This is a genomic window from Microbacterium sp. NPDC055357 (genome assembly GCF_053644835.1).
On record NZ_JBSHLZ010000005.1, the window covers coordinates 130148 to 151215 of the forward strand.

Annotated in this window: 23 protein-coding genes; 14 read left to right on the forward strand and 9 right to left on the reverse strand. The window is 71.1% G+C overall.

Going from position 1 to position 21068, the window contains the following annotated elements; translation table 11 throughout:
• Positions 1-43: 43 nt before the first annotated feature.
• Positions 44-523 (forward strand): transporter substrate-binding domain-containing protein, encoded by a 480-nt coding sequence (locus tag ACWICD_RS08880; RefSeq protein ID WP_376128705.1) that lies wholly within the window; start codon positions 44-46, stop codon positions 521-523.
• Positions 524-526: 3 nt separating this feature from the next.
• Entirely contained in the window at positions 527-1522 is a 996-nt protein-coding gene (locus ACWICD_RS08885) for a cation diffusion facilitator family transporter (RefSeq protein ID WP_454139950.1), read from the forward strand.
• Between the two features lie 9 nt (positions 1523-1531).
• On the opposite strand, the gene ACWICD_RS08890 is transcribed toward ACWICD_RS08885, so the two are convergent.
• Positions 1532-2617: an FUSC family protein gene (locus ACWICD_RS08890; protein ID WP_454137038.1), complete on the reverse strand. Its 1086-nt coding sequence runs from the start codon at positions 2615-2617 to the stop codon at positions 1532-1534.
• 41 nt (positions 2618-2658) lie between these two features.
• On the opposite strand from ACWICD_RS08890, the gene ACWICD_RS08895 reads away from it, so the two are divergent.
• Positions 2659-2805 (forward strand): hypothetical protein, encoded by a 147-nt coding sequence (locus ACWICD_RS08895; protein WP_376128703.1) that lies wholly within the window; start codon positions 2659-2661, stop codon positions 2803-2805.
• A gap of 2 nt (positions 2806-2807) precedes the next feature.
• Here ACWICD_RS08895 and ACWICD_RS08900 read toward each other — a convergent pair whose 3' ends face one another.
• The 4 genes from ACWICD_RS08900 to ACWICD_RS08915 form a co-directional block, all read right to left on the reverse strand.
• Positions 2808-3224 (reverse strand): CBS domain-containing protein, encoded by a 417-nt coding sequence (locus ACWICD_RS08900; protein WP_376128701.1) that lies wholly within the window; start codon positions 3222-3224, stop codon positions 2808-2810.
• A 123-nt stretch (positions 3225-3347) separates the two neighbouring features.
• Positions 3348-4169, reverse strand: a complete 822-nt coding sequence (locus ACWICD_RS08905) for a MetQ/NlpA family ABC transporter substrate-binding protein (protein WP_454139951.1) — start codon at positions 4167-4169, stop codon at positions 3348-3350.
• A gap of 45 nt (positions 4170-4214) precedes the next feature.
• A complete protein-coding gene (locus ACWICD_RS08910) occupies positions 4215-4886 on the reverse strand; it encodes a methionine ABC transporter permease (RefSeq protein ID WP_376128697.1) in 672 nt (223 codons plus the stop codon).
• Positions 4883-5647, reverse strand: coding sequence for a methionine ABC transporter ATP-binding protein (locus ACWICD_RS08915; RefSeq protein ID WP_376128695.1), 765 nt, complete (start codon positions 5645-5647; stop codon positions 4883-4885). Before ACWICD_RS08915 ends, ACWICD_RS08910 begins: the two co-directional genes overlap by 4 nt.
• Before the next feature lie 73 nt (positions 5648-5720).
• Between ACWICD_RS08915 and ACWICD_RS08920 the strand changes: the two genes are divergently transcribed.
• The 3 genes from ACWICD_RS08920 (at position 5721) to ACWICD_RS08930 (ending at position 8616) form a co-directional block, all read left to right on the forward strand.
• Positions 5721-6137: an OsmC family protein gene (locus tag ACWICD_RS08920; protein WP_376128694.1), complete on the forward strand. Its 417-nt coding sequence runs from the start codon at positions 5721-5723 to the stop codon at positions 6135-6137.
• 62 nt (positions 6138-6199) lie between these two features.
• Positions 6200-7918 (forward strand): acyl-CoA dehydrogenase, encoded by a 1719-nt coding sequence (locus tag ACWICD_RS08925; protein WP_454139952.1) that lies wholly within the window; start codon positions 6200-6202, stop codon positions 7916-7918.
• A 38-nt stretch (positions 7919-7956) separates the two neighbouring features.
• Positions 7957-8616, forward strand: coding sequence for a hypothetical protein (locus ACWICD_RS08930; protein ID WP_376128691.1), 660 nt, complete (start codon positions 7957-7959; stop codon positions 8614-8616).
• Positions 8617-8626: 10 nt separating this feature from the next.
• On the opposite strand, the gene ACWICD_RS08935 is transcribed toward ACWICD_RS08930, so the two are convergent.
• Entirely contained in the window at positions 8627-9328 is a 702-nt protein-coding gene (locus ACWICD_RS08935) for a GTP pyrophosphokinase (RefSeq protein WP_376128689.1), read from the reverse strand.
• Between the two features lie 206 nt (positions 9329-9534).
• Here ACWICD_RS08935 and ACWICD_RS08940 point away from each other — a divergent pair, with 206 nt between their 5' ends.
• From ACWICD_RS08940 to ACWICD_RS08955, 4 genes are read left to right on the forward strand one after another with little or no spacing between them, the layout of a single operon-like run.
• A complete protein-coding gene (locus ACWICD_RS08940) occupies positions 9535-10518 on the forward strand; it encodes a zinc-dependent alcohol dehydrogenase (RefSeq protein WP_376128687.1) in 984 nt (327 codons plus the stop codon).
• Positions 10515-10916 (forward strand): 6-pyruvoyl trahydropterin synthase family protein, encoded by a 402-nt coding sequence (locus ACWICD_RS08945; RefSeq protein WP_376128685.1) that lies wholly within the window; start codon positions 10515-10517, stop codon positions 10914-10916. Before ACWICD_RS08940 ends, ACWICD_RS08945 begins: the two co-directional genes overlap by 4 nt.
• A complete protein-coding gene (locus tag ACWICD_RS08950) occupies positions 10913-11914 on the forward strand; it encodes a glycosyltransferase (RefSeq protein ID WP_454139953.1) in 1002 nt (333 codons plus the stop codon). The genes ACWICD_RS08945 and ACWICD_RS08950 overlap by 4 nt, the downstream gene beginning before the upstream one ends.
• Positions 11911-12621: a RibD family protein gene (locus ACWICD_RS08955; RefSeq protein ID WP_376128681.1), complete on the forward strand. Its 711-nt coding sequence runs from the start codon at positions 11911-11913 to the stop codon at positions 12619-12621. The genes ACWICD_RS08950 and ACWICD_RS08955 overlap by 4 nt, the downstream gene beginning before the upstream one ends.
• A 20-nt stretch (positions 12622-12641) precedes the next feature.
• Here the strand turns inward: ACWICD_RS08955 and helR are convergent, their stop codons facing one another.
• Positions 12642-14804 carry an RNA polymerase recycling motor ATPase HelR gene (gene helR / locus ACWICD_RS08960; protein ID WP_454139954.1) on the reverse strand — a complete coding sequence of 721 codons (2163 nt, stop codon included), beginning with the start codon at positions 14802-14804 and terminating at the stop codon, positions 12642-12644.
• A gap of 138 nt (positions 14805-14942) precedes the next feature.
• Positions 14943-16391 carry an aminotransferase class I/II-fold pyridoxal phosphate-dependent enzyme gene (locus tag ACWICD_RS08965; RefSeq protein WP_454139955.1) on the reverse strand — a complete coding sequence of 483 codons (1449 nt, stop codon included), beginning with the start codon at positions 16389-16391 and terminating at the stop codon, positions 14943-14945.
• Between the two features lie 72 nt (positions 16392-16463).
• Here ACWICD_RS08965 and ACWICD_RS08970 point away from each other — a divergent pair, with 72 nt between their 5' ends.
• From ACWICD_RS08970 to ACWICD_RS08985, 4 genes are read left to right on the forward strand one after another with little or no spacing between them, the layout of a single operon-like run.
• On the forward strand, positions 16464-17228 hold the full coding sequence (locus tag ACWICD_RS08970) for a DUF2520 domain-containing protein (protein ID WP_454139956.1): 765 nt from the start codon (positions 16464-16466) through the stop codon (positions 17226-17228).
• A complete protein-coding gene (gene panC, locus ACWICD_RS08975; RefSeq protein ID WP_454139957.1) occupies positions 17225-18082 on the forward strand; it encodes a pantoate--beta-alanine ligase in 858 nt (285 codons plus the stop codon). Before ACWICD_RS08970 ends, panC begins: the two co-directional genes overlap by 4 nt.
• On the forward strand, positions 18079-18966 hold the full coding sequence (panB, locus tag ACWICD_RS08980) for a 3-methyl-2-oxobutanoate hydroxymethyltransferase (protein ID WP_454139958.1): 888 nt from the start codon (positions 18079-18081) through the stop codon (positions 18964-18966). Before panC ends, panB begins: the two co-directional genes overlap by 4 nt.
• Positions 18967-18999: 33 nt before the next feature.
• Complete coding sequence (locus tag ACWICD_RS08985) at positions 19000-20127, forward strand: glycerate kinase (protein WP_454139959.1); 1128 nt, start codon at positions 19000-19002, stop codon at positions 20125-20127.
• A gap of 61 nt (positions 20128-20188) precedes the next feature.
• Here ACWICD_RS08985 and ACWICD_RS08990 read toward each other — a convergent pair whose 3' ends face one another.
• Entirely contained in the window at positions 20189-21037 is an 849-nt protein-coding gene (locus tag ACWICD_RS08990) for an SDR family NAD(P)-dependent oxidoreductase (protein ID WP_454139960.1), read from the reverse strand.
• Positions 21038-21068: the final 31 nt, after the last annotated feature.

Here is a 21068-nt window from a genome sequence, read left to right on the forward strand (position 1 = left end):
ATACGGCCCGGGTCGGTGGCATCGGCGGATCTATGCTCAGGGCATGTCGAGAAGGCTCCGGGCGATCGCCGTCGGCGCGATCGTCGCGATCGCCTCGCTCACGGGGTGCTCGGGCGGAATCCCCGCCGACCCCGAGGGCACCCTCGAGAGGGTGACCGGGGGGACTCTGCGCGTCGGCGTCTCGCACAATCCGCCCTGGACGCAGCTGAGTCAGACCTCCGACCCGTCGGGGTCGGAGGTCGAACTCGTCCGGCAGTACGCCGAGCAGCTCGGGGCGGAGACCGAGTGGACCGAGGGGAGCGAGGCCCCGCTCGTCGAGGCTCTCGAGCGAGGTGAGCTGGACCTCGTCATCGCCGGGTTCCACGACGACACCCCGTGGACCGAGATGGCTGCGGTGACGGCGCCGTACGCGGAATCGACCGACGCCGACGGCAAGACCCGGCGCCACGTGATGCTCGCCCCGATGGGGGACAACGCGTTCCTCGTGAGCGTCGAGCACTTCCTGCGGAACTCGGAGGGCTGAGCCATGGCGGTGCGTTTCGGAAGGAACGAGCTTCCGCCCGACCAGGAGCAGGCCCTTCGCCGCGCGATCCGGATCGAATGGTGCACGATCGCGTTCCTCATCGTCATGATCGCGCTCATCTACCTCGTGATGGGCAATTCGCAGGCCATGAAGGCCGCGTGGATCGAAGACATCCTCTCGCTCGCCCCGCCGATCGCCTTCCTTCTGGCCGTGCGCATCGTCAACCGGCCGCCCTCGGCGAAGTATCCCTACGGCTTCCACCGCGCGGTCGGCGTCGCGCATCTCGTCGCGGGCGTGGCGCTCCTCGCGATGGGGCTGTTCCTCGTCGTCGATTCCGCGACGGGCCTGCTCACGGCCGAGCATCCCCCCATCGGCTCGGTCGAGCTCTTCGGGAACACCGTCTGGCTCGGCTGGCTCATGATGTTCGTCATGGCGCTGACGATCCCGCTTCCGGTCTATTTCGGTCGGGTCAAGATGAAGCTCGCCGAGCAGCTGCACGACAAGGTGCTGTATGCCGATGCCGACATGAACAAGGCGGACTGGATGACCGCCGTGGGGTCGATCATCGGCGTGGGCGGCATCGGGCTGGGGCTGTGGTGGATGGACTCGGCCGCCGCGCTGTTCATCGCCGCGAGCATCCTGTGGGACGGTTTCAGGAACATGAAGTCGGCCATCACCGACCTGATGGACACCGCCGCGACCACCTTCGACGACAGCGAGCCGCACCCCCTCACGCGGCAGATCGACGAAGTGCTCCTGCGGCAGCCCTGGGTGCGGGCGGCCGGATCGCGGACGCGGGATCAGGGCCACGTCCTGCACGTCGAGGCGTTCGTCGTGCCGGCGACGACGGGCAAGGTGTCGGTGCGCAAGCTGCGCGAAGCGCGCGAGGAGTGCATCAACCTCGACTGGAAGATCCAGGACATCGTCCTGATCCCCGTCGAGAAGCTGCCCGAAGAGGTCGGCGGTCCGTCCGAGCGTCAGACCGAGCGCAACCTCTGAACCGCGCGGCTACACGAAGTCGCGCGACACGTCGATGATGCGGCGCAGGGCGAGCACCGCCCCCGCCTCGTTCGCGACCTGCGGCATGGCCGCCGCCGTCTGATCGGTGAGCGCGCGCTCATAGGACTCCAGGGCATCGGATGCCGCGTGCAGCAGGTCCGGCGCCCGTTTCGAGCCGAGCGGGGCGTCGACGAGCTCGCCGGTGCGCCGGATCGCGCGCGCGAGGTCGTCGCGCAGGGTGCTCGTCAGCGTCGGATCCTCGGCGGCATCCATGTGCAGGATCACATCGATGAGGTCGCGCGTGAGGAACGACGTGCGCTCGAGCGCCGCGAGGCGCCGGGCGTTCTCATCCTGCTCGCCCGTGTGCCGACGGCCGCGCGGATTGATGCGCTGACTCTCGTCGCCCTGGGCGACGTCGTCGGTGACGGCTGCGATCACGGCGCCCAGCTCGTCGACCGCCGCGTGAAGGCGCTCGTCGTCGAGTCGCGCGTGCGCGACCGCGTCGCTCAGCTCGTCGAGGACCCGCACGACCGTGGCGCGCAGCTCGGTCAGCTTCTCGCTCGCGCGCCGCAGATACAGCGGCGGCACGACCACGAGGTTCACGACGACCCCCACGACGACGCCGAACCCCATCGTGACGAGGTACGACACCGAGAAGTCCTCGGCGTTGTTGCCGGCGACGAGGACGAACAGCGCGGCGAGCGCGATCCAGTCGCGGCCCGCGCCCAGACGACGGAACCCGCCGATCAGGATCGCGATCAGCACGATACCGGCCAGCACGAGACCCGCCGGCATATCCAGGCGCGCGAGCGCCATGCCGCCGAGTCCGAGCGCGATGCCGAGCGCGAGGCCGAGCAGGGCCTGCGCGCCGACCCGCAGCGATCGCGCGACCGTGGGGTGCATCGTGACGAGCACGCCGAGGGGTCCGTAATAGGAGTACTGGTCCTCGGCGAAGGGGATGAGAGGCGCCAGGTACCAGGCCAGCGTCGCGGCGAGGGCCGTCTTCGCCGCCAGCAGCAGGCGAGGCTGTCCCGCCACGCGCGCCATCCACCCCGCGGCACGCCGCAGCGGCGGTGGATCGTCACGCCGTGTCAAGGGCGTTCCCCTCTCGCAGGGCGCGACGCACGATGGTGGGTATGGACAGAGACGACCCGAACCGTACCGGCCCAGGATCCGACCTCGCGGGCGACGACTTCACCGAGCAGATGCACGAGGGGGAGCAGCAGGCCGACGCCGCGAGCGGAGCGACCGAGGGTGCCACCGATGCCCCACAGGACCGTTAGCGTCAGTCCTCCGAGATCTCGGCGACCGTCTCACCCGTCTGAGTGGCGGACAACTCGCGGGCGATGTCGGCCTGACTGATGATCCCGACCAGGTCATGGCCGTCGATGACGGGAAGACGCCGCACCTGGTGGTCCTGCATCACCGTCAGCGCCTCGCGGATGTCGTCGTCGGCGCCGATCGTGACGGGCTTGCCCTGCGCGAGGCTGCCGGCCGTCGTCGTGACGGGGTCGCCGCCGTCGGCGATGCAGCGCACGACGATGTCGCGGTCGGTGAGCATGCCCTTCAGTCGGTCGTCTTCGCCGCAGATCGGGAGCGCGCCGACGTCGAGGTCCCGCAGCAGCCGGGCCGCGTCGACGAGGGTGTCGTTCTCTCGCACGCACGTCGGGTCGAGGGTCATGATGTCGCGTGCAGCAGTCATGGGATGACTCCTTTCTCTCCTGCACGCGACGCTAGGCGAGCCCGCGCACCGCAGCACCGGGGTTGACGTCCGGCCCATCGCGTGGATCGACCCGGCGCCGCCCCCGGTGCATCCGGCTTCCGGTCAGAAGGCGGGCTGGATCGTGCCGTTCGATTCGATGACCTCGCGCACTTCGTCGCTCGCGAACGCTGTCTTGAGGGCGGCCGTGGCGGCGGAGTCGGCGTCTTCGTCGCGCACGACCAGGTGCAGCACGAAGCGGTCGTCGAGCTCGGTGATGAGGCCGTCCTGCTCGGGCGTGAGGCCGAGTGCGGCGATGTGCGACGGCCACTGGAAGACGAGATCGGCCTCGTCGTATGCGGCGTTGAGGGCACTGATGCCGACCTCGAGGAACTCGAGGTTCTTCGGGTTCTCGGCGATGTCGGCGACGGTCGCGTCGTAGGGATCGACGGAGGCGTCGAGGGTGATGATCCCCTCATCGGCGAGCAGCTTCAGCGCGCGGCCCCGGTTGGACGAGTCGTCGGGCACCGCGACCGTGCCGCCCTCGGGAAGATCGGCGATGTCGTCGATCGTCTTCGAATAGAACGCGATGACGAAGTTGTAGACGGGCTGCACCGCGACGAGGGTGCCGTCGTTGCCGGCGTTGAACGATTCCATGTACGGCTCGTGCTGCGAGAAGTTCGCGAACACGTCTCCGGCGTTCACGATCACGTTGGCCGTCACATAGTCCGACACCTCCACGAGCTCGATCTCGTAGCCGTCCTCGATGGCCTCGGCGGCCGCCGTGACGACATCCGTCATGGGAGAGGTGACCGCGGCGACCTGGATCGTCACCGTCTCATCGCCGCCGGGCTCGGGCTGCGCGTCGTCGCCGCCCGACGCGCAGCCTCCGATGAGCAGCGCGGAGGCGACGAGGCCGGCGAGGATGCCGAAGCGGGCTTTTGCCATGGTGGTACTTCTCTTTTCTGTGGTGGGGGTTCTGTGCGCTGAAGATCAGCGGTGGTCGAGGCGCTGCGACGTGCGGTAGCCGACGGCCTGGATGGCCAGGACGCACACGATGATGATGAGGATCGTGATGTACATGAGGGCGTCGTTGTATTCCTGGTAGCCGTAGCGCATCGCGAAGTCGCCGATGCCGCCGCCGCCCACGACACCGAGCACGGTCGAGTACGACAGCAGGCTGATCGCGGCCGAGGTCAGCGCGTAGACGAGACCGGACCGCGCTTCGGGGAGGAGCACGCGGAACACCGCCTGGGGAAGGGTCGCGCCCATCGCATCGGCGACACGCGATATGCCCGCGGGGATCTCGCGCAGGATCTGCTCGACCAGGCGGGCGTAGATCGCGACGGCGACGAAGCACAGGGGGAGGGTCGCCGCCTGCGTGCCGAAGCTCGTGCCCATCACCAGGCGCGTGAATGGGATGAGGAACACCACGAGCAGCAGGAACGGGAAGGAGCGCACGATGTTGATGAACATGTTCGCCGCCGACCAGAACACGCGGTGCTCGGCCAGTCCGCCGCGCTGGGTCAGGAAGACGATGACGCCCAGCGGCAGACCGATGAGCACGGCGGCGGCAAGAGACACGACGAGCATGTAGCCGGTCTCGGCGAGCGACTCGACGATCGCGTCGCCGTACTCGTCGAACAGCTCGGTGAGCCAGGTCATCTCATCAGCTCCCGTCGCACCTGTTCGCGGTAGCTGGGAAGGGTCGGATACTCCGTGCGCGCGACGCGGAAGAGCTCCTGCAGCACGCCGCGCTCGAGCAGTGCCGCACGGTCGCAGAGCGCCTTGACGACGTCGAGGTCGTGCGTGATGACGACGACGGTCGTGCCGAGCTCGTCGCGAGCGTTGCGCAGCACACGCAGCACGTCGGAGGTCGTCGCGGCGTCCAGTGACGAGGTCGGCTCGTCGCACAGCAGCAGGGCGGGTCTGGCCACGAGCGCCCGCGCGAGACCGACGCGCTGCTGTTCGCCGCCGCTGAGCTGAGCGGGGTAGTGGTCGGCCCGATGCGAGAGCCCGACGAACGCGAGGATCTCGTCGACGGCTTCCCGCTGCGCCCGGCCGTTCGTCCGCTTCGCGAGCGTGAGGGGCAGGGCGACGTTGTCGCGCACGGTCCGGCTGCTGAGGAGGTGGATGCCCTGGAACACGACGCCGATGTCGCGACGCAGCATCCGGAGCGCTCGCCGACCGAGCGTCGCGACGTCGGAACCGTCGACCGTGACGGTTCCCGAGGTCGCGGTGGTGAGCCCGTTGACGAGCTGCAGCAGTGTCGACTTGCCGGCGCCGCTTTCTCCGATGACGCCGAAGATCTCGCCGCGCTCGATCGTGAGATCGATGTCGCGCAGCGCGGGCCGTCCCTCGGCGGGTGCGCCGAAGTGCTTCGTGACGGCGTCGAACGTCACGATCGCCGGCTCGGCTGTGCCCATCGCGTCGGGTCGCTTCCTGCTTGCGCCGCGCATTCCGGCGAATTGATGTACAGCGTCCAATTATACTGGCCGGATGCGTGCACGGTACCGGACGGCGGCCTTCAACACAGACGGCGGTGACGGCGTGAGCCGCGTGCCCGGAGGGCTCGAGGTGGCCGTCGCGTCGCCGCTGTCGGATGCCGCGGACTCAGACGCGACCAATCCGGAGCAGCTGCTCGCCCTGGCCTGGGCGACGTGCCTCAACGCGACGGCGCAGGTCATCGTCGGCGGTGCTCGGCGCACCGCCGTGCGTGTCGAGGTGGCGCTGCACGATGCGCGGCCCGGCCCCGGACTGGAGTTCCATGTCGACGCCTACCTGTCCGCCGAGGGTGCCGGGGTCGCCGAGGTGGAGCGCGTGCTCGCCGCCGCGCACGCGCGCTGCCCCGTCTCGAAGCTGCTCGCCGGCGCTGCCACCGTCCGCGTGCACACCGAGGACTACGCCGCCGCGTGACACCTAGTCTCACGTAGACTGAACCGAAGTCCCACTGCCGTCGTCGTGTGAAAGAGGCTCTCATGGTCGATTCGTACCGTCCCCCGATCGAGGACTACACGTTCCTGCTGAGCGAGGTGTTCGGCACCGACCTCGTCTCGCGCGCGACGGCGGGAGAGCTCACGGCCGACGACGCGACCGAGATCCTCGCGGCAGCCGGAGAGTTCGCGGCATCCGTCATCGCTCCCCTCGAGCGGATCGGCGACGAGGTCGGCGCACGCTTCGAAGACGGCGACGTGCGCCTGCCCGACGGCTTCGCCGAGGCGTATCAGGCCTTCGTGGAGGCCGGATGGGTCACCGCCGAGGCTCCCGTCTCGGCCGGCGGCGACGGGCTGCCCGGCGGCATCCGCGCGGGCCTCGGCGAGATGTGGAACGCCTCGAACGCCGCGTTCGCGCTGTGCTGGCTGCTGACGGCGGGACAGATCCACGCCCTCGACGCCGCGGCATCCGAGGATCTGCGCGAGACCTACCTGACACAGCTGGTGTCCGGGCGCTGGACGGGCACGATGAACCTCACAGAGCCCGCCGCCGGCACCGATCTCGGCGCGATCCGCACGCTCGCGACGCCGCGCGATGACGGCAGCTGGGCGATCCGCGGGCAGAAGATCTTCATCACGTGGGGCGATCACGACATCGCCGAGAACATCGTGCACCTCGTGCTGGCGCGCACGCCCGGAGCGCCCGAGGGGGCGAAGGGCCTGTCGCTGTTCGTCGCGCCGAAGTTCCTCGTCGGCGGCGACGGCTCGCTGGGGGAGCGCAACGCCATCACGACGGTCGGGATCGAGCACAAGCTCGGCATCCACGGCAGCCCGACCTGCGTGCTCGACTACGCCGACGCGACCGGCTACCTCGTCGGCGAGCTGCACGGCGGCCTTGCCGGCATGTTCGTCATGATGAACTCGGCGCGCGCCGGCATGGGCTTCCAGGCGACCGGCATCGCCGACCGCGCCTACCAGGAAGCCGCCGACTACGCCGCGCAGCGCCTGCAAGGACGCGTCCTCGACCGGCCCGCCGGCACGCCGATCGCCGAGCACCCCGATGTGCGCCGTCTGCTGCTGTCGATGTCGAGCAAGATCTTCGCGATGCGCGCGCTGGGCGTCTACGTCGGCGACCTGCTCGATCGCGGCGAGACCGACCCCGCTGTCGCGACCCTCGCCGAGTTCTTCGTGCCGATCCTCAAGGGCTGGACGACCGAAGACGCCATCGGCGTCACGAGCGACGCGATCCAGGTCTTCGGCGGGATGGGCTTCGTCGAAGAGACGGGGGTCGCACAGCACTATCGCGACGTGCGCATCACGACGATCTACGAGGGCACGACGGCGGTCCAGTCCAACGACCTCGTCGGCCGCAAGGTGCTGCGCGACAACGGGGTGACGGCAGAGCACCTGTTCGACCTGATCGACGAGACGGTCGCCGGACTGCGCGCGCGGGATGCGCCGACGGCCGCACGCACCGCCGACCAGCTCGCGCGCGCCGTCGATGCGGCCCGCCGGGCGACGACCGATCTGCTCGCGTTCGAGGGATCGCGCGACGCGTACGCCGTGAGCGTGCCGTACCTGATGCTCCTCGGCACACTCGCCGGCGGATGGATGCACGCGCAGGCGGTCGCCGCTGTGCTCGCGCACCCGACCGAGACCGAGACGGATGCCGCGCGCCTGACGGCCGCTGACTTCTACGGCAGCCACCACCTGCCGCGCGTGCACGCGCTCGCCGAAACGGTCGCGAACGGCGAGATCGCCTGATCTCTGCGACGCGGAATCGCCCGCGTTAGGCTCGAACGATGGGTTCCGGGAAGAGGAAGCGAGCTGCACGGCGGGCCAAGCCCGGAGACGGCCATGTGCTGCCGGGATACCGGTGGTGGCAGCCCCTGTCTCGGTCGCTGTTCCACCTGCGACTGGCCGACGAGCACGGAAGACCCCAGGTCTGGTCCGTCGACGTGCGCCTGTGGGGCGACTCGAACGGTGAAGTGATCGCCCAGCTGTACCGTGACGGCCGCAACCTCGCGCGGTCGAAGCTTCCCGCAGCCTTCGCCGTGCCCGGCGGCACGATCGAGGTCGTCGCCAGCAGCTTCGGGCTCAAGCGCTGCCACTACATCGCCGACGACGGGACCGAACGGCAGCTCAGCCCCGATTCGGCGTCTGCGGAGGGCCGGCGCTCACGACTGAACACGACGCGCCCCGCGCTCAGTCGTGGCATCGGGATCGCCTCGGTCGCGGTGCTCCTCGTCGCCCTCGTTATCGGCGTGCCGCAGATCATCGAGCAGATCACGCGGATTCCGCCCGTCGCCGAAAGCGTCGGCACGTTCATCAGCCCGATCCACCTCCCCGCCTGGGCGAATATCTCGCTCCTGATCGCGACGCTCGTGGCGAGCACGGAGCGCGCGCTGCGGCTGCGCTACAACTGGCTCCTCGACGGCGGTGTCTTCGACGGCGGCGAATGACCCGTCTCGTCTAGACCGCCATGAGTCCGCGGCGATCCGGGGCGCGCAGTTCGCCGTGGAGTCGCTCCATCCGGGCGTCGAGTTCCGCGGCGGAGTCCGCCGCATCCTTCAGCTCGGCCAGCAGCCCGTCGGGGACGACACCGTCGTACTTGTAATAGATCTTGTGCTCGAGACTGGCCCAGAAGTCCATGGCGATCGTGCGGAACTGCACTTCGACCGGCACGCTGACGCGACCCGTGGACAGGAAGACAGGCACGTCGACGACCGCGTGCAGGCTCTTGTACCCGTTGGGCTTGGGCTCGGCGATGTAGTCCTTGACCGTGCGTACGGTGATGTCGTCCTGTCCGGCGAGAAGGTCGAACAGGCGGTAGGCGTCCGGGGCGAAGCTCGTCGTCACGCGCACGCCGGCGATGTCGGTGACCTCCCGGCGGATCGTGTCGAGTGAGGGGTCGATGCCCTTGCGCACGAGTTTGTCGATGAGGCTGTCGCTGGTCTTGACACGACTGGACACGTGCTCGATCGGGTTGTAGTCGTGAACGAGGAGGAACTCGTCGCGCAGGATGCCGAGCTTCGTCTCGACTTCGCGCAGTCCGAACTGGTAGTCGAGCAGAAAGCGCTGGAACTCGTCGCGCATCGTCCGCAGCTGATCGGGCGAGAACACGCTGGGCCCGTCCTCGGTCATGACGGTCACGGATTCCGGCCTCGCGCGCATGACCGAAACGTTAGCCGCCGGGCATAGGCGGGCGCTGTGAGCAACAGCGCTCCGCGGAAGCGACCGCTGTAGCCGAGCCGCGCGGCAAAGCAACCCCTCGCGACCTCGCGCAGGATGCGGGAAGGTGGGGACGTCGGCCGATCACCCGCGAGACGTGGGCGCTGACCGGCCTGTGGCCGCGACCGAGGTGATGACGAACGGAGGGGATGGCGGTGCAGGCGACGTCGTTCTGGATCGAGGAGCCGGGCCGAGGGGCGTTGCGCCGAGAACGGATCCGCGACCCCGAGTTCGGCGACGTCCGCGTGCGCACCGTCTACACGGGCATCAGTCGCGGCACTGAGTCGACGGTCTTCCGCGGCGAGGTTCCCGAGCGCGAACACGCCCGCATGCGGGCGCCTCTCCAAGAGGGCGACTTTCCCGCACCCGTCAAGTACGGCTATCTCAACGTCGGGGTCGTCGAGACGGGACCGTCGACCCTCGAAGGCCGCACCGTCTTCACGCTCGCGCCGCACCAGTCCGCCTTCGTCGTGCCGGAGTCGGCGCTCGTCCTCGTGCCCCACGGTGTGCCCGCCCGCCGAGCGGTGCTCGCGGGAGCCGTCGAGACCGCGGTCAACATCCTGTGGGATGCCGCACCCCTCGTCGGCGACCGCATCACCGTGATCGGTGCGGGCATGATCGGCTGTGCCGTCGCGCGTCTGGCCCGCGGCATCCCGGGCGTGCAGATCGCCGTCGTCGATGTCGACGAGACGAAGGCCGAGGTGTGCGCCGCCCTCGACGTCGCCTTCCACGTGCCCGCGGACGCTCCGCACGGCCGGGAGATCGTGATCGACACGAGCGGCTCGGAAGACGGCCTGCGAACCGCTCTGCGCACCGCGGCGACGGAGGGCGAGATCATCGAGGCGAGCTGGTTCGGCAGCCGCGAGGTCAGCCTGCCGCTGGGCGAGGACTTCCACTCGAGAAGACTCACGATCCGCTCGAGTCAGGTCGGTGTCGTGCCCGCGCGCAGACGCGGCACGCGCACGACAGGCGACCGGCTCGAGATCGCGCTGCGGCTGCTGCGCGACCCCGCCTACGACGCACTCCTCACGGGCGAGTCGTCGTGGACCCGACTGCCCGAGACGATGGCGGCGATCGCTGCCGGCGACCTGCCCGGACTCTGCCACGTCATCGACTGGAAGGACGACGAATGACCTACACGCTCACGGTGCGCGACCACATGATGATCGCGCACAGCTTCACCGGCGAGATGTTCGGCCCCGCGCAGCGGCTGCACGGGGCGACCTTCGTCGTCGACGCGGCCTTCCGCGTCGCCGAGCTCGACGAGAACGGCGTCGTCGTCGACATCGGCCTCGCCTCCGAGGTGCTGAGCGGCATCCTGTCGTCGCTGACCTACCGCAATCTCGACGACGACCCCCGCTTCACGGGCGTCAACACGACGACGGAGCGCCTGTGCGAGTACGTCGCACAGCAGCTCGTGACGGCCGCGCGGAACGGCGATCTCGGAGCGGATGCCGGCAGGATCGACGCCATCGCGGTGACGCTGCACGAATCGCACATCGCGTGGGCGACCTACGAGGTCGCGTTGTGACGGATGCCGTGAGCTTCGTCGTGCCGCGCGGGCTCGATGATCCCGCGCGGGTGAGCGGGGGGAACGTGTACGACCGGCAGGTGCGCGACGGGCTCCTTCGCACGGGATGGCTCGTGCGCACGGTCGAGGTCGATCCCGCCCAGGCCCGGGGCGCGCTCGAGGCCGAACCCGACGGCGCCCTCGTGCTCGTCGACGGTCTCGTCGCGGGTGCCTCGGCGGCAGCGATCGAAGACGCCTCCGCGCGCCTTCGGATCGTCGTGCTCGCGCACATGGTGTCGTCGGCGTTCCCGCAGCCCGATCCCGCCGCGGCCGAGGGGGAGCGGCGTGCGGTGCGCGCCGCACGCGCCGTCATCGCGACGAGCGAATGGACGGCGGCGCAGCTCGATCGGGACGACGTCGCGGTGGCCGCGCCGGGGGTCGCCCCCGCCACCGTCGCGTCCGGGACGCAAGATGGCGGAGCGCTGCTGTGCGTCGGCGTGCTCGCCCCGCACAAGGGACAGGACGTCCTCGTCACGGCGCTCGCCGAACTCACCGGCATCCCGGACTGGCACTGCACCCTCGCCGGCGCGACCGACGCGGATCCCGCCTTCGTCGACGACCTGCGCGATCGGCTGCAGGATGCCGGTCTGCGCGAGCGCGTCGAGCTCGCGGGCGTGTGCACGGCGGACGAGCTCGACCGCCGGTACGACGGCACCGATCTGCTCGTCGCGCCCACGCGCGTCGAGGCGTACGGCATGGTCGTCGCCGAGGCGCAGGCGCGCGGCATCCCCGTCCTCGCGAGCGGGGTCGGCGGTGTACCCGAGGCGGTGGCCGACGACGCCGCGCTCCTCGTGCCGCCCGGCGATGCGGGAGCGCTCGCCGACGCGCTGCGGCAGTGGATGACCGACCCGGATCTGCGCGGCCGCCTGACGACGGCGGCCCGGCGTGCGCGCCCGCTGCGACGCGGGTGGGACACGACCGTGGCGCGGGTCTCGGACGCCCTGGCGGGTGTGCCATGACGCGGCCGTACGTGACGCTCAGCGCAGCGATGTCGCTCGACGGCTGCCTGGACAGTGCCGCGCCGCACCGGCTCGCGATGTCGAACGAGGCCGACTTCGACCGCGTCGACCAGCTGCGGGCCGACAACGACGCCATCATGGTCGGCGCCTCGACCGTGCGGCGCGACAATCCGCGGCTGCTCGTGCGCAGCGAGGAGCGACGTCGCGCGCGGGTCGCGCGGGGGCTGCCGGCCTCGCCCGCGAAAGTCACGATCACGGCGACGGGCGACCTGCCCGCCGACTCGGCGTTCTTCACGCTCGGCGACGTCGAGAAGATCGTGTACTGCCCGCGCGGTGAGGCCGGGCGCCTGACGCGCGCGCTCGGCGATCGCGCGACGATCGTCGGCTTGGACGGCGAGACGCCGATGGCGGACGCGATCACCGACCTCGGCGCGCGAGGGATCGGGCGGCTCATGGTGGAGGGCGGAGGCCGCGTGCACACGCAGTTCCTCGTGCAGCGGCTCGCCGACGAGCTGCAGCTCGTGATCGCGCCGTTCTTCGTGGGAGAAGCCGGCGCGCCGCGCTTCGTGCATCCGGGACGGTTCCCGTGGGACGACGAGCACCGCGCGCGGCTGCTCGACACGCGGCCCATCGGCGATGTCGTGCTGCTGCGGTACGCCCTGTCGTCGCGGTGCCCGAGCAAGATCGCCGGCGCAGCGCCGTCGTGAATCATGGGCGATCGGACCGATCAGCGTGACACGGGATGCACCGGGGCGGGCCGCAGGAGGACGAGCCGGCTCGTCGTCCTCGTCATCGCGACGTAACGGTCCACCGCGCCGGTGACATCGTCCCCGAAGTCGTCGGGGCGGACGATCACCACGAGATCGAACTCCAGCCCCTTGGCGGCGGCGGGGCTGAGCGAGCGGACCCGCGGCCTCGGCGCGAAGCCCGGGTCTCCGATGACGCACGCGATGCCGTCGGGGTTCTCGGCGAGCCATTCGCCGATGATGCGGTCCCGCTCATGGACCGAGCCCTCCTGGACGGCGATGCCGCTGTCGCGGACGGAGGTCGGCACGTTCGCATCGGGGATCGCGGCGAGGATCACCGGCGCCGCGGCCGCCATCGCTTCGGACGGCGTGCGGTAGTTCACACCGAGGTGGGCGAGGTGCACGCCGCGGGCGCCGACGCGTTCGAGGCGCTCGGTCCACGTCTCCACGAAGCCGTGCCGGGCCTGGGCGCGGTCGCCGACGATCGTCAGGCTCTTCGACGGGCATCGCGCCAGCAGCATCCGCCATTCGGCGTCGGTGAGCTCCTGCGCCTCGTCGACCACGATGTGGGCGAAGGGGCCGGCGAGCTCGTCCGGATCGGCGACCGGAGGCGCATCGGCGCCGGCGAGCACGTTCCGTGCGTCCTCACCGCGCAGGATGGACATGACCTTCATCTCGCTGTCGTCGTTCTCGATGAGGTGGTCGATGACGTGGGACATCCGGTCCTGCGTCGCGGCGATCACGGCCTGACGGCGATGCTCGCGTCGCGCCGCCTCGGGGTCGCCGATGCGTCGATGCGCGGCATCCAGCAGCGGAAGATCGGCTGCCGTCCATGCCCGCGGTTGGGATCGCTGCAACGCCACGGCGTCGGCGGGCGAGAGATGCGGTGCACAGCGCTGCAGGAGATCCGCGTCGCTCCACAGCCGGGCGACGATCTCCGTCGGAGAGAGCAGGGGCCAGGCGCGCAGGAACGCACCGGTCAGCTCCTCGTCCTGGCGCAGCCAGCGGCGCACGACCTGCGGCGCGGCATCCGGGTCGTCGATCTGGTCGACGAGGAGCTCCATGAGCTCCTCCCACACACCGTCGCGTGCCTCGTTGTGCGCGACACCGCGGTCGGCGTTGCGGAACACATCCGCCCACTCCTCGCGGGTCACCCACAGCTCGCCCCACGGCGAATCGATCGGGAGTGCACGCCGGGGCGGCCGCTCGTGCTCGGCCGCGGCGGCGTCGATCACGGCGATCGGATCGAGAGCGGCCTTGAGGTCCGCGACCCGTGCGTCGCTCTCGTCGCCGGCGTCACGACCCTCGGGCACGAGGTCGCGCAGCGTGCACAGTCGCACCGTGTCCTCGCCGAGACTCGGCAGGACGTCTTCGACGTACGAGAGGTAGTGCGGGTGGGGGCCGACCAGCAGCATCCCGCCGCCGCTCTGCGTGAGCCGCGGCTCGGCATACAGCAGATGCGCCGCGCGATGGAGCGCGACGACCGTCTTGCCCGTGCCCGGGCCGCCGTCGACGACCAGGGCGCCGGGGGAGGGTGCGCGGATGATCGCGTCCTGATCGGCATGGATGGTCGCGAGCACATCGCGCATCTTCGACGTCCGGTGCGAGCCGAGGCTCGCGATGAACGCGGACTGGTCGTCGAGCGACGCGCGATCGTCGAATCCCTCGGCGGCGAGCGCTTCGTCCCAGTAGTCGACGACACGGCCGTGCGCCCAGCGATAGCGACGGCGTGAGACGAGCCCGCGGGGATCCTCGAGCGTCGCGGCGAAGTAGGGCTCCGCGGCGGGCGTGCGCCAGTCGATGACCAGCCGCTCGCCGTCGGGCGCTGCGAGTCCGGTGCGTCCGATGTACACGCACTCGCCGCTCGCACGGGTCATCCTGCCCAGGCAGAGGTCGATCCCGAACCGACCGAGCAGTCGAAGACGACTGCCGAGCCGGCGGATCTCGAGGTCCCGTTCGACGGCGGCCTCACCCGAGCGCGCCGGAATCCGTCGTGCGGCGGCGAGTCGGGCCTCGGCCTCGTCGTGCTGGTGTCGCAGCGCATCGGCGATGCGCGCGAAGTGCCTGCGGTCGGCATCGATGAGCGACGGATCCGCCTTCGCGGGCGGAAGATCCGAGAACGGGTCCTTCGGGTCGTTCGTCATGCGGCCTCTCCCGCTCGGGCGCACACCGCGCGAGCGGGGATCGATTCTGCCCCAGGAGGGGGGTCTTGCGGCAAGGCCCCCCTCCGGCGATACTCTGAAAGTGGGAGGACATTCTGTTCTCCCTTCGTCTTTTCCCGCTCAGGCGGTCGCGACGACCTGGATCGTGGCCAGGGTGGGGTCGGCGGCGTAGGCGATGCGACCGCCGTCGGCGCGCGTTTCGCGCAGCGCGTCCAGCGCTTCCCGCGTGACGATCTCACCCGGTGCGAGCACGGGTACCCCCGGCGGGTAGGGCGCGATCAGCTCGGCGCACACGCGGCCGACGGCGGCGTCGGCCGGGACGCTCTCGTGCGGGGCGAAGAACGCGTCGCGCGGGGTGAGCGCCTGATGCGGTTCGACCGCCCACGCCGATGAGGGCGCGACCTTGCGCGGGCTGCCCCGGTGCCGGTCGACGGCCGCGATGAGGGCGTCGACGAGGCGATCGACCGAGCGCTCGTCGTCGGCGAGTGTGACCATCGGCACGAGCACGTCGCGGTCGGCCATCTCGAGACTGATCCCCTCGGCGAGAAGGTCGGCCTCGAGGGAGTGCCCGTGGGCGCCGGTGCCGGCGACGAGCACGACGAGCTTGGCCGGATCGACCGCGAGGCCGGGCCGGCTCTCGAGCACCTCGATGCCGTCGACCGCCGACAGCCGCGCCCGGGCGCGCGACACGAGCGCGACGAGTCGTCCGATGAGATGCTCGCCGTTGCGCTGCAGCAGTGCGCGTGACGCGTCGATGCTCGCGAGGATCGCGCCGGCGGGGCTCGTCGAGTTCGACGCATCGAAGCCGCGTTCGAGCCGGTCGGGGTCGAGCAGGCCTCCGGCCCGGGTCGTACGGGCGACGAGCAGAGCCCCCTGGCTCCAGGCCGGCAGCGTCTTGTGAGCACTGGTCACGAGCGCATCCGCACCGCGAGCGAGAGCGTGAGCGGGGACGAGCGGCGAGAAGCCGAAGTAGGCCGCCCACGCGGCATCCACGACCAGCGGGACTCCGGCGGCGTGCGCCGCATCCGCGATCCCGCCGATGTCCGACAGCGTGCCCGTATACGAGGGGTCGCCGATCAGCACACCGCACGCGTCGGGGTTCTCGGCGAGGGCGGATGCCACGACCTCGGCCGGCACGGCACCCGGAAGCCCCGTCGCGGCGTCGACCTCGGGCCGCACCCACACCGGTCGCAGCCCCGCGAACACGATGCCGAGCAGCACCGAGCGATGCAGCGTGCGCGACACGACGACGGACTGGCCGGGCCGGCCGAGCGCGAGGACCGCCGCCTGGTTCGCGTGCGTCGATCCGCCCGTCGACAGTCGCGCCCAGTCGACGCCCCACGCTGCGGCCGTGCGCGCCTCGGCGTCGGCGAGGAGACCGTGCGACTGCTTCATGGTGTCCAGCCCCGCGAACAGCGGCACATCGCCGCGGATCACCTCGCCGACGAGGTCGCGGCGGTGCTTGTGCCCCGGGATGCTGAACGGCGTGACGTTGCCGGCTTCGGCGGCCGCCGTGTAGCGCTGCCAGGCATCGAGGAGCGGCGCGTCGTCGGGGTTCAGGGCGGGCACACGCACGACCCTAGCGAGGACGGCGGGCCGATGCGCACGCCGGTGTCGCGCGTGCGCGGTAGCATCCCCACAGTGGATCCCGAAGACCCGACCTCGACGCCCCGTGCGCCGTTCGGCGAGACCGTACTCGTCGTCGGCGCCGGACGGATGGGCACCGCGCTCACCGCGGCGCTCGCCGACGCGGGCGTCGCCGTGCGCGGGCCCGCCGGCCGCGGAGCGACGGGCGACGACGCCGACATCGTGCTGCTCGCCGTCCCGGACACCGCGATCGCCGCGGCCGCGGCGCACATCGCCCCCGGGCGCCTGGTGGCGCATCTGTCGGGATCGACGACGCTCGACCCGCTCGCCGCGCACGAGGCTTTCAGCATCCATCCGCTCATGACCGTCACGGGCGCCGGCGCCCGGTTCGCCGGCGTGCCCGCCGCCCTCGCCGCCTCGACTCCGCGGGCCGAGCGGGCGGCGCACGCCCTCGCCACGGCCCTCGGGCTCGATGCCTTCGAGGTCGACGACGCCGACCGCGTCGCGTACCACGCCGCGGCGAGTGTCGCCTCGAACTTCCTCATCACCGTCGAGGGGTTCGCCGCAGAGCTCGCGGCGACCGCCGGCATCGAGCGGTCGGCGCTCGTGCCGCTCGTGCGGGCGGCCGTGGAGAACTGGGCGGACCACGGCGCCTACGTCGCACTCACGGGACCGATCGCGCGCGGAGACGACGAGACCGTGCGGCAGCAGCGCGCCGCCGTCGCCGAACGTCTGCCCGGCCGCCTCGAGCTGTTCGACGCCCTGGTGTCGGCGACGCGCGACCTGGCGGCCGCCGAGCCGCAGGGGAGGCCGTCATGATCACCGTGCGCACCGTCGCCGAACTGCGCGAAGCGCTCGCCCGGCGCGGCGAGGGCCGCATCGGCTTCGTCCCGACGATGGGTGCGCTGCACGAGGGCCACCTGACGCTGCTGCGGGCCGCCCGCGAAGCCGAGGACACCGTCGTGCTGTCGATCTTCGTCAATCCGACGCAGTTCAACGACGCCGCCGACCTCGACGCGTACCCGCGCACCGAGCAGCGCGACGCGGAGCTTGCGGCATCCGTCGGCACGGACATCCTGTTCGCCCCGGCGCCCGCCGAGATGTACCCGGCGGGCTCTGCCACGACCGTCAGCGTGGCCGGCCACATCGCCGAGACGCTCGAGGGCGCGCATCGCGGCCGCGGGCACTTCGACGGCGTCGCCACGGTCGTGGTCAAGCTGCTGCTGGCCGTGCGTCCCGACGTCGCGTACTTCGGCGCGAAGGATGCGCAGCAGGTCGTCGTGGTCCGTCGCGCCGTGGCCGATCTGGGCATTCCCGTGCGCATCGCCGTATGCCCGACGTCACGCGATCCCGACGGCCTCGCGCGCTCCAGCCGCAACGCACTGCTGTCGCGGTCCGAGCGGAAGCGGGCGCTCGCGATCCCCCGTGCGCTTCGCGCGATCCGGGATGCCGCGGCAGCGGGCGAGCGCGACGCACAGGTCCTGCGGGCGCGGGCGATCGAGGTGCTCGGCGCGGGCGGCCTGACCGCCGAGTACGTCGCGATCGTCGACCCCGATACTCTCGAGGAAGTGCGGGCAGTCGACCGCCCGGCGCTCGTCGCCGTCGCGGTCCGGGTCGGAGCGACCCGGCTGATCGACAACGTCGTGCTCGCGCCGGGAGGAGAGCCGTCATGACGCACCGCGCTCCGATCACGATCACGCGCCTGGCCCAGATGAAGGCCGGCGGCGAGCAGATCGTCATGGTGACGGCCTACGACCACCCCTCGGGGCGCATCGCCGACGAGGCCGGCGTCGACATGGTGCTCGTGGGCGACTCGGGCGCGCAGGTCGTGCTGGGTCACGATTCGACCGTGTCGATCACGGTCGACGAGATGCTCGTGCTGGCCGGCGCCGTGCGGCGCGCCGTGCGCACGGCCTTCGTCGTCTGCGACCTGCCTTTCGGGTCGACCGAGACCTCGGACGAGCAGGCGGTGGCGACCGCCGTGCGCTTCGTGAAGGAGGCCGGCGCCGACGCCGTCAAGCTCGAGGGCGCGACGACGCCGCGGCTGTCGCGCATCCGCGCGATCGTGGATGCCGGCATCCCCGTCGTCGGTCATGTCGGCCTGACGCCGCAGACCGCCGTCGCGCTGGGTGGTCTGCGCGCGCAGGGGCGCACCGAGGAATCCGCGGCTCGCCTCATCGACGAGGCGCTCGCCGTGCAGGATGCCGGAGCGTTCGCGCTCGTCGTCGAAGCCGTGCCGGCCGAGCTTCTCGCCGTCGTGCTTCCGGCGCTGCGCATCCCGGTGATCGGCATCGGCGCGGGGCCGGCCGACGGACAGGTGCTCGTTCTGCACGATCTGCTCGGCATCACGCCGGGAAGGCTCCCGACCTTCGTGAAGCGTTTCGCCGACGTCGGCGACGCGATGACCGCGGGGGTCGCCGCGTACGCCGGCGAGGTGCGCACCGGGCTGTTCCCCGCCGCCGAACACACGTACCGCTCCCGTCCGGAGGCTGTCGACGCCGCGCGGGCGGCGCTCGAACGGCGGGCGACGAAGGACCCGGGTTCGCCGAATCCGTGAGCTCGGCGGGGGCGCTCGTGCGATGGTGGTGCGATGAACGACGCTGCGCCTTCCCGTGACGTTCTGAACGTCGTCGTCGCGCCGGATTCGTTCAAGGGCACGTTCGACGCGAGGGCGGCAGCCGACAGCATCGCGCGGGGGTGGCGGTCGGTCCGTCTAGACGACGCGGTCCTCCCGGTGCCGCAGGCCGACGGGGGAGAGGGCACGCTCGACGCCCTCGCCGCCTCGATGCCCGCCGCGCGGTGGGTGGAGACGGGGGCGGCCACGGGCCCCGACGGGTCGCCCGCGCGCGGGCGGTATCTGCTCCTCGCCGACGGCACGGCATGCGTCGAGCTCGCGCTCACGTCGGGGCTTCCGCTCATGCGTGCGCTCGACCCGGTCGGCGCGACGACGCGCGGTGTCGGCGAGGTCATCGCTCAGGCGCTCGCCGACGGTGCCCGGAGTGTGCTCCTCGGTCTGGGCGGATCGGCGTCGACCGACGGAGGAGCCGGCGCGCTCGCCGCGCTCGGACTGCGCCTGCTCGACGAGCGCGGGCGCCCCGTCGCGGACGGAGCCGGTGGGCTGCTCGCCCTGAGCTCGATCGACCGTACGCATCTGATCGCACCTCCGCCCGGTGGCATCCGGTTGCTGTGCGATGTGACGGCACCCCTGCTCGGTCCGCGTGGGGCGGCGGCGACATTCGGTCCGCAGAAGGGCGCGACGCAGGATCAGATCGCCGGACTGGAGCGTGCGCTGCTGCGTCTTGCCGATGCCGCGGGCGCGTCGGATGCCGCCAGGTCGCTGTCGGGCGCCGGTGCCGCCGGCGGCACCGCGTTCGGCTTCACGGAGTTCTGGGGCGCGACCATCGAGCCCGGAGCCGCGACGATCTCGCGTCTGACGGGGCTGGACGACGCACTCACGGATGCCGACGTCGTGGTCACGGGAGAGGGCCGCTTCGACGCGACGAGCCTGACCGGCAAGGTCGTCGGCGCGGTGCTGGAATCGGCCGGGCGGAAGGGCGTCAGAGCGATCGTCGTCGCCGGAAGCGTCCGCTCGGTTGCCCCCGGTGCCACGACGCTGTCTCTGTGCGAACTCGCCGGCGGTGAGACCGCGGCGATGCGCAATCCCGGTCGCTGGCTCGAGGAGGCGGGAATGGTGGCGGCAGGTCGAACCCGCCGCTGACGTACGGTAAACGAATGCGACGTGTCGTTTTCCGTACGGGGTTGCTCGGTGTCGGCGCCCGTCAGGCCGCGGGGCGGCCCGTGAACTCGTCCATCGACGAGTAGACCTTGAAGACGCGCGCCGCGACCGTGTCCCACACTCTCGTCGGCAGGACGCCGCGCAGCGCCATCGCGAGCTTGACGGTCCACGGCCGCAGGACGACGGGGGTGCCCCGCAGCATCCCGTTCCAGGCGGCGGCCGTCGCCTGCTTCGGCGTCATGATGGGGGTCATCAGCGGACCGCGGGCGCCCGCGAACATGCCCGTCGAGACGTAGCTCGGGCAGAACGTCGTAACGGCGACGTGACGATGCCCGGCTTTCTCGAGCTCGAGTCGCACCGAATCGCTCCAGCCGATCATCGCCCACTTGGATGCCGCGTAGACGCTCATGTTCGGGTTGGCGAGGGTGCCCGCGGCCGAGGCGATGTTGAGGACGCGCTTGGGCTTGCCGGCATCCGCGATCATGTCGGGCAGCACTTCGCGCGTGAGCCACATCGCGGCGAGGACGTTGATGCGCATCGTCGCCTCGATGTCGCGTTCGGGGTCGTGCTCCCAGAAAGGTGCGCCGCGCACGATGCCGGCGTTGTTGATGACGACGTCCGGTGCCCCGAGGTCTTCGCGCACCCGCGCGATGCCGCGGCGGATGTCATCGAGCTGCGAGATGTCGACCCGATAGGCCCGCGCATCGACACCGGATCGCGACAGATCGGTGGCGACCTGCTGCGCGAGCTCTTCGTCGATGTCCCACAGGGCGATCGCGCGAGCACCGGCCGCGACGGCGCGGCGGGCGTAGATCTCACCCATGCCGCGGGCGGCGCCGGTGATGAGCACCGTCGCACCTCGAACGGGGTTGCGGTCGCGTCGGTCAGTCATCGGGAAGCCCATCGTCGCAGCGGATACGTCG

Coding starts and splice junctions, on each gene's coding strand:
- ACWICD_RS08920 (WP_376128694.1), top strand. CDS start 5,721: ATGCGTGCACGGTACCGGACGGCGGCCTTCAACACAGACGGCGGTGAC.
- panB (WP_454139958.1), top strand. CDS start 18,079: ATGACGCACCGCGCTCCGATCACGATCACGCGCCTGGCCCAGATGAAG.
- ACWICD_RS08915 (WP_376128695.1), bottom strand. CDS start 5,647: ATGGGCACAGCCGAGCCGGCGATCGTGACGTTCGACGCCGTCACGAAG.
- ACWICD_RS08985 (WP_454139959.1), top strand. CDS start 19,000: ATGAACGACGCTGCGCCTTCCCGTGACGTTCTGAACGTCGTCGTCGCG.
- ACWICD_RS08885 (WP_454139950.1), top strand. CDS start 527: ATGGCGGTGCGTTTCGGAAGGAACGAGCTTCCGCCCGACCAGGAGCAG.
- helR (WP_454139954.1), bottom strand. CDS start 14,804: ATGACGAACGACCCGAAGGACCCGTTCTCGGATCTTCCGCCCGCGAAG.
- ACWICD_RS08935 (WP_376128689.1), bottom strand. CDS start 9,328: ATGCGCGCGAGGCCGGAATCCGTGACCGTCATGACCGAGGACGGGCCC.
- ACWICD_RS08910 (WP_376128697.1), bottom strand. CDS start 4,886: ATGACCTGGCTCACCGAGCTGTTCGACGAGTACGGCGACGCGATCGTC.
- ACWICD_RS08990 (WP_454139960.1), bottom strand. CDS start 21,037: ATGACTGACCGACGCGACCGCAACCCCGTTCGAGGTGCGACGGTGCTC.
- panC (WP_454139957.1), top strand. CDS start 17,225: ATGATCACCGTGCGCACCGTCGCCGAACTGCGCGAAGCGCTCGCCCGG.
- ACWICD_RS08905 (WP_454139951.1), bottom strand. CDS start 4,169: ATGGCAAAAGCCCGCTTCGGCATCCTCGCCGGCCTCGTCGCCTCCGCG.
- ACWICD_RS08900 (WP_376128701.1), bottom strand. CDS start 3,224: ATGACTGCTGCACGCGACATCATGACCCTCGACCCGACGTGCGTGCGA.
- ACWICD_RS08945 (WP_376128685.1), top strand. CDS start 10,515: ATGACCTACACGCTCACGGTGCGCGACCACATGATGATCGCGCACAGC.
- ACWICD_RS08930 (WP_376128691.1), top strand. CDS start 7,957: ATGGGTTCCGGGAAGAGGAAGCGAGCTGCACGGCGGGCCAAGCCCGGA.
- ACWICD_RS08940 (WP_376128687.1), top strand. CDS start 9,535: ATGGCGGTGCAGGCGACGTCGTTCTGGATCGAGGAGCCGGGCCGAGGG.
- ACWICD_RS08955 (WP_376128681.1), top strand. CDS start 11,911: ATGACGCGGCCGTACGTGACGCTCAGCGCAGCGATGTCGCTCGACGGC.
- ACWICD_RS08925 (WP_454139952.1), top strand. CDS start 6,200: ATGGTCGATTCGTACCGTCCCCCGATCGAGGACTACACGTTCCTGCTG.
- ACWICD_RS08880 (WP_376128705.1), top strand. CDS start 44: ATGTCGAGAAGGCTCCGGGCGATCGCCGTCGGCGCGATCGTCGCGATC.
- ACWICD_RS08895 (WP_376128703.1), top strand. CDS start 2,659: ATGGACAGAGACGACCCGAACCGTACCGGCCCAGGATCCGACCTCGCG.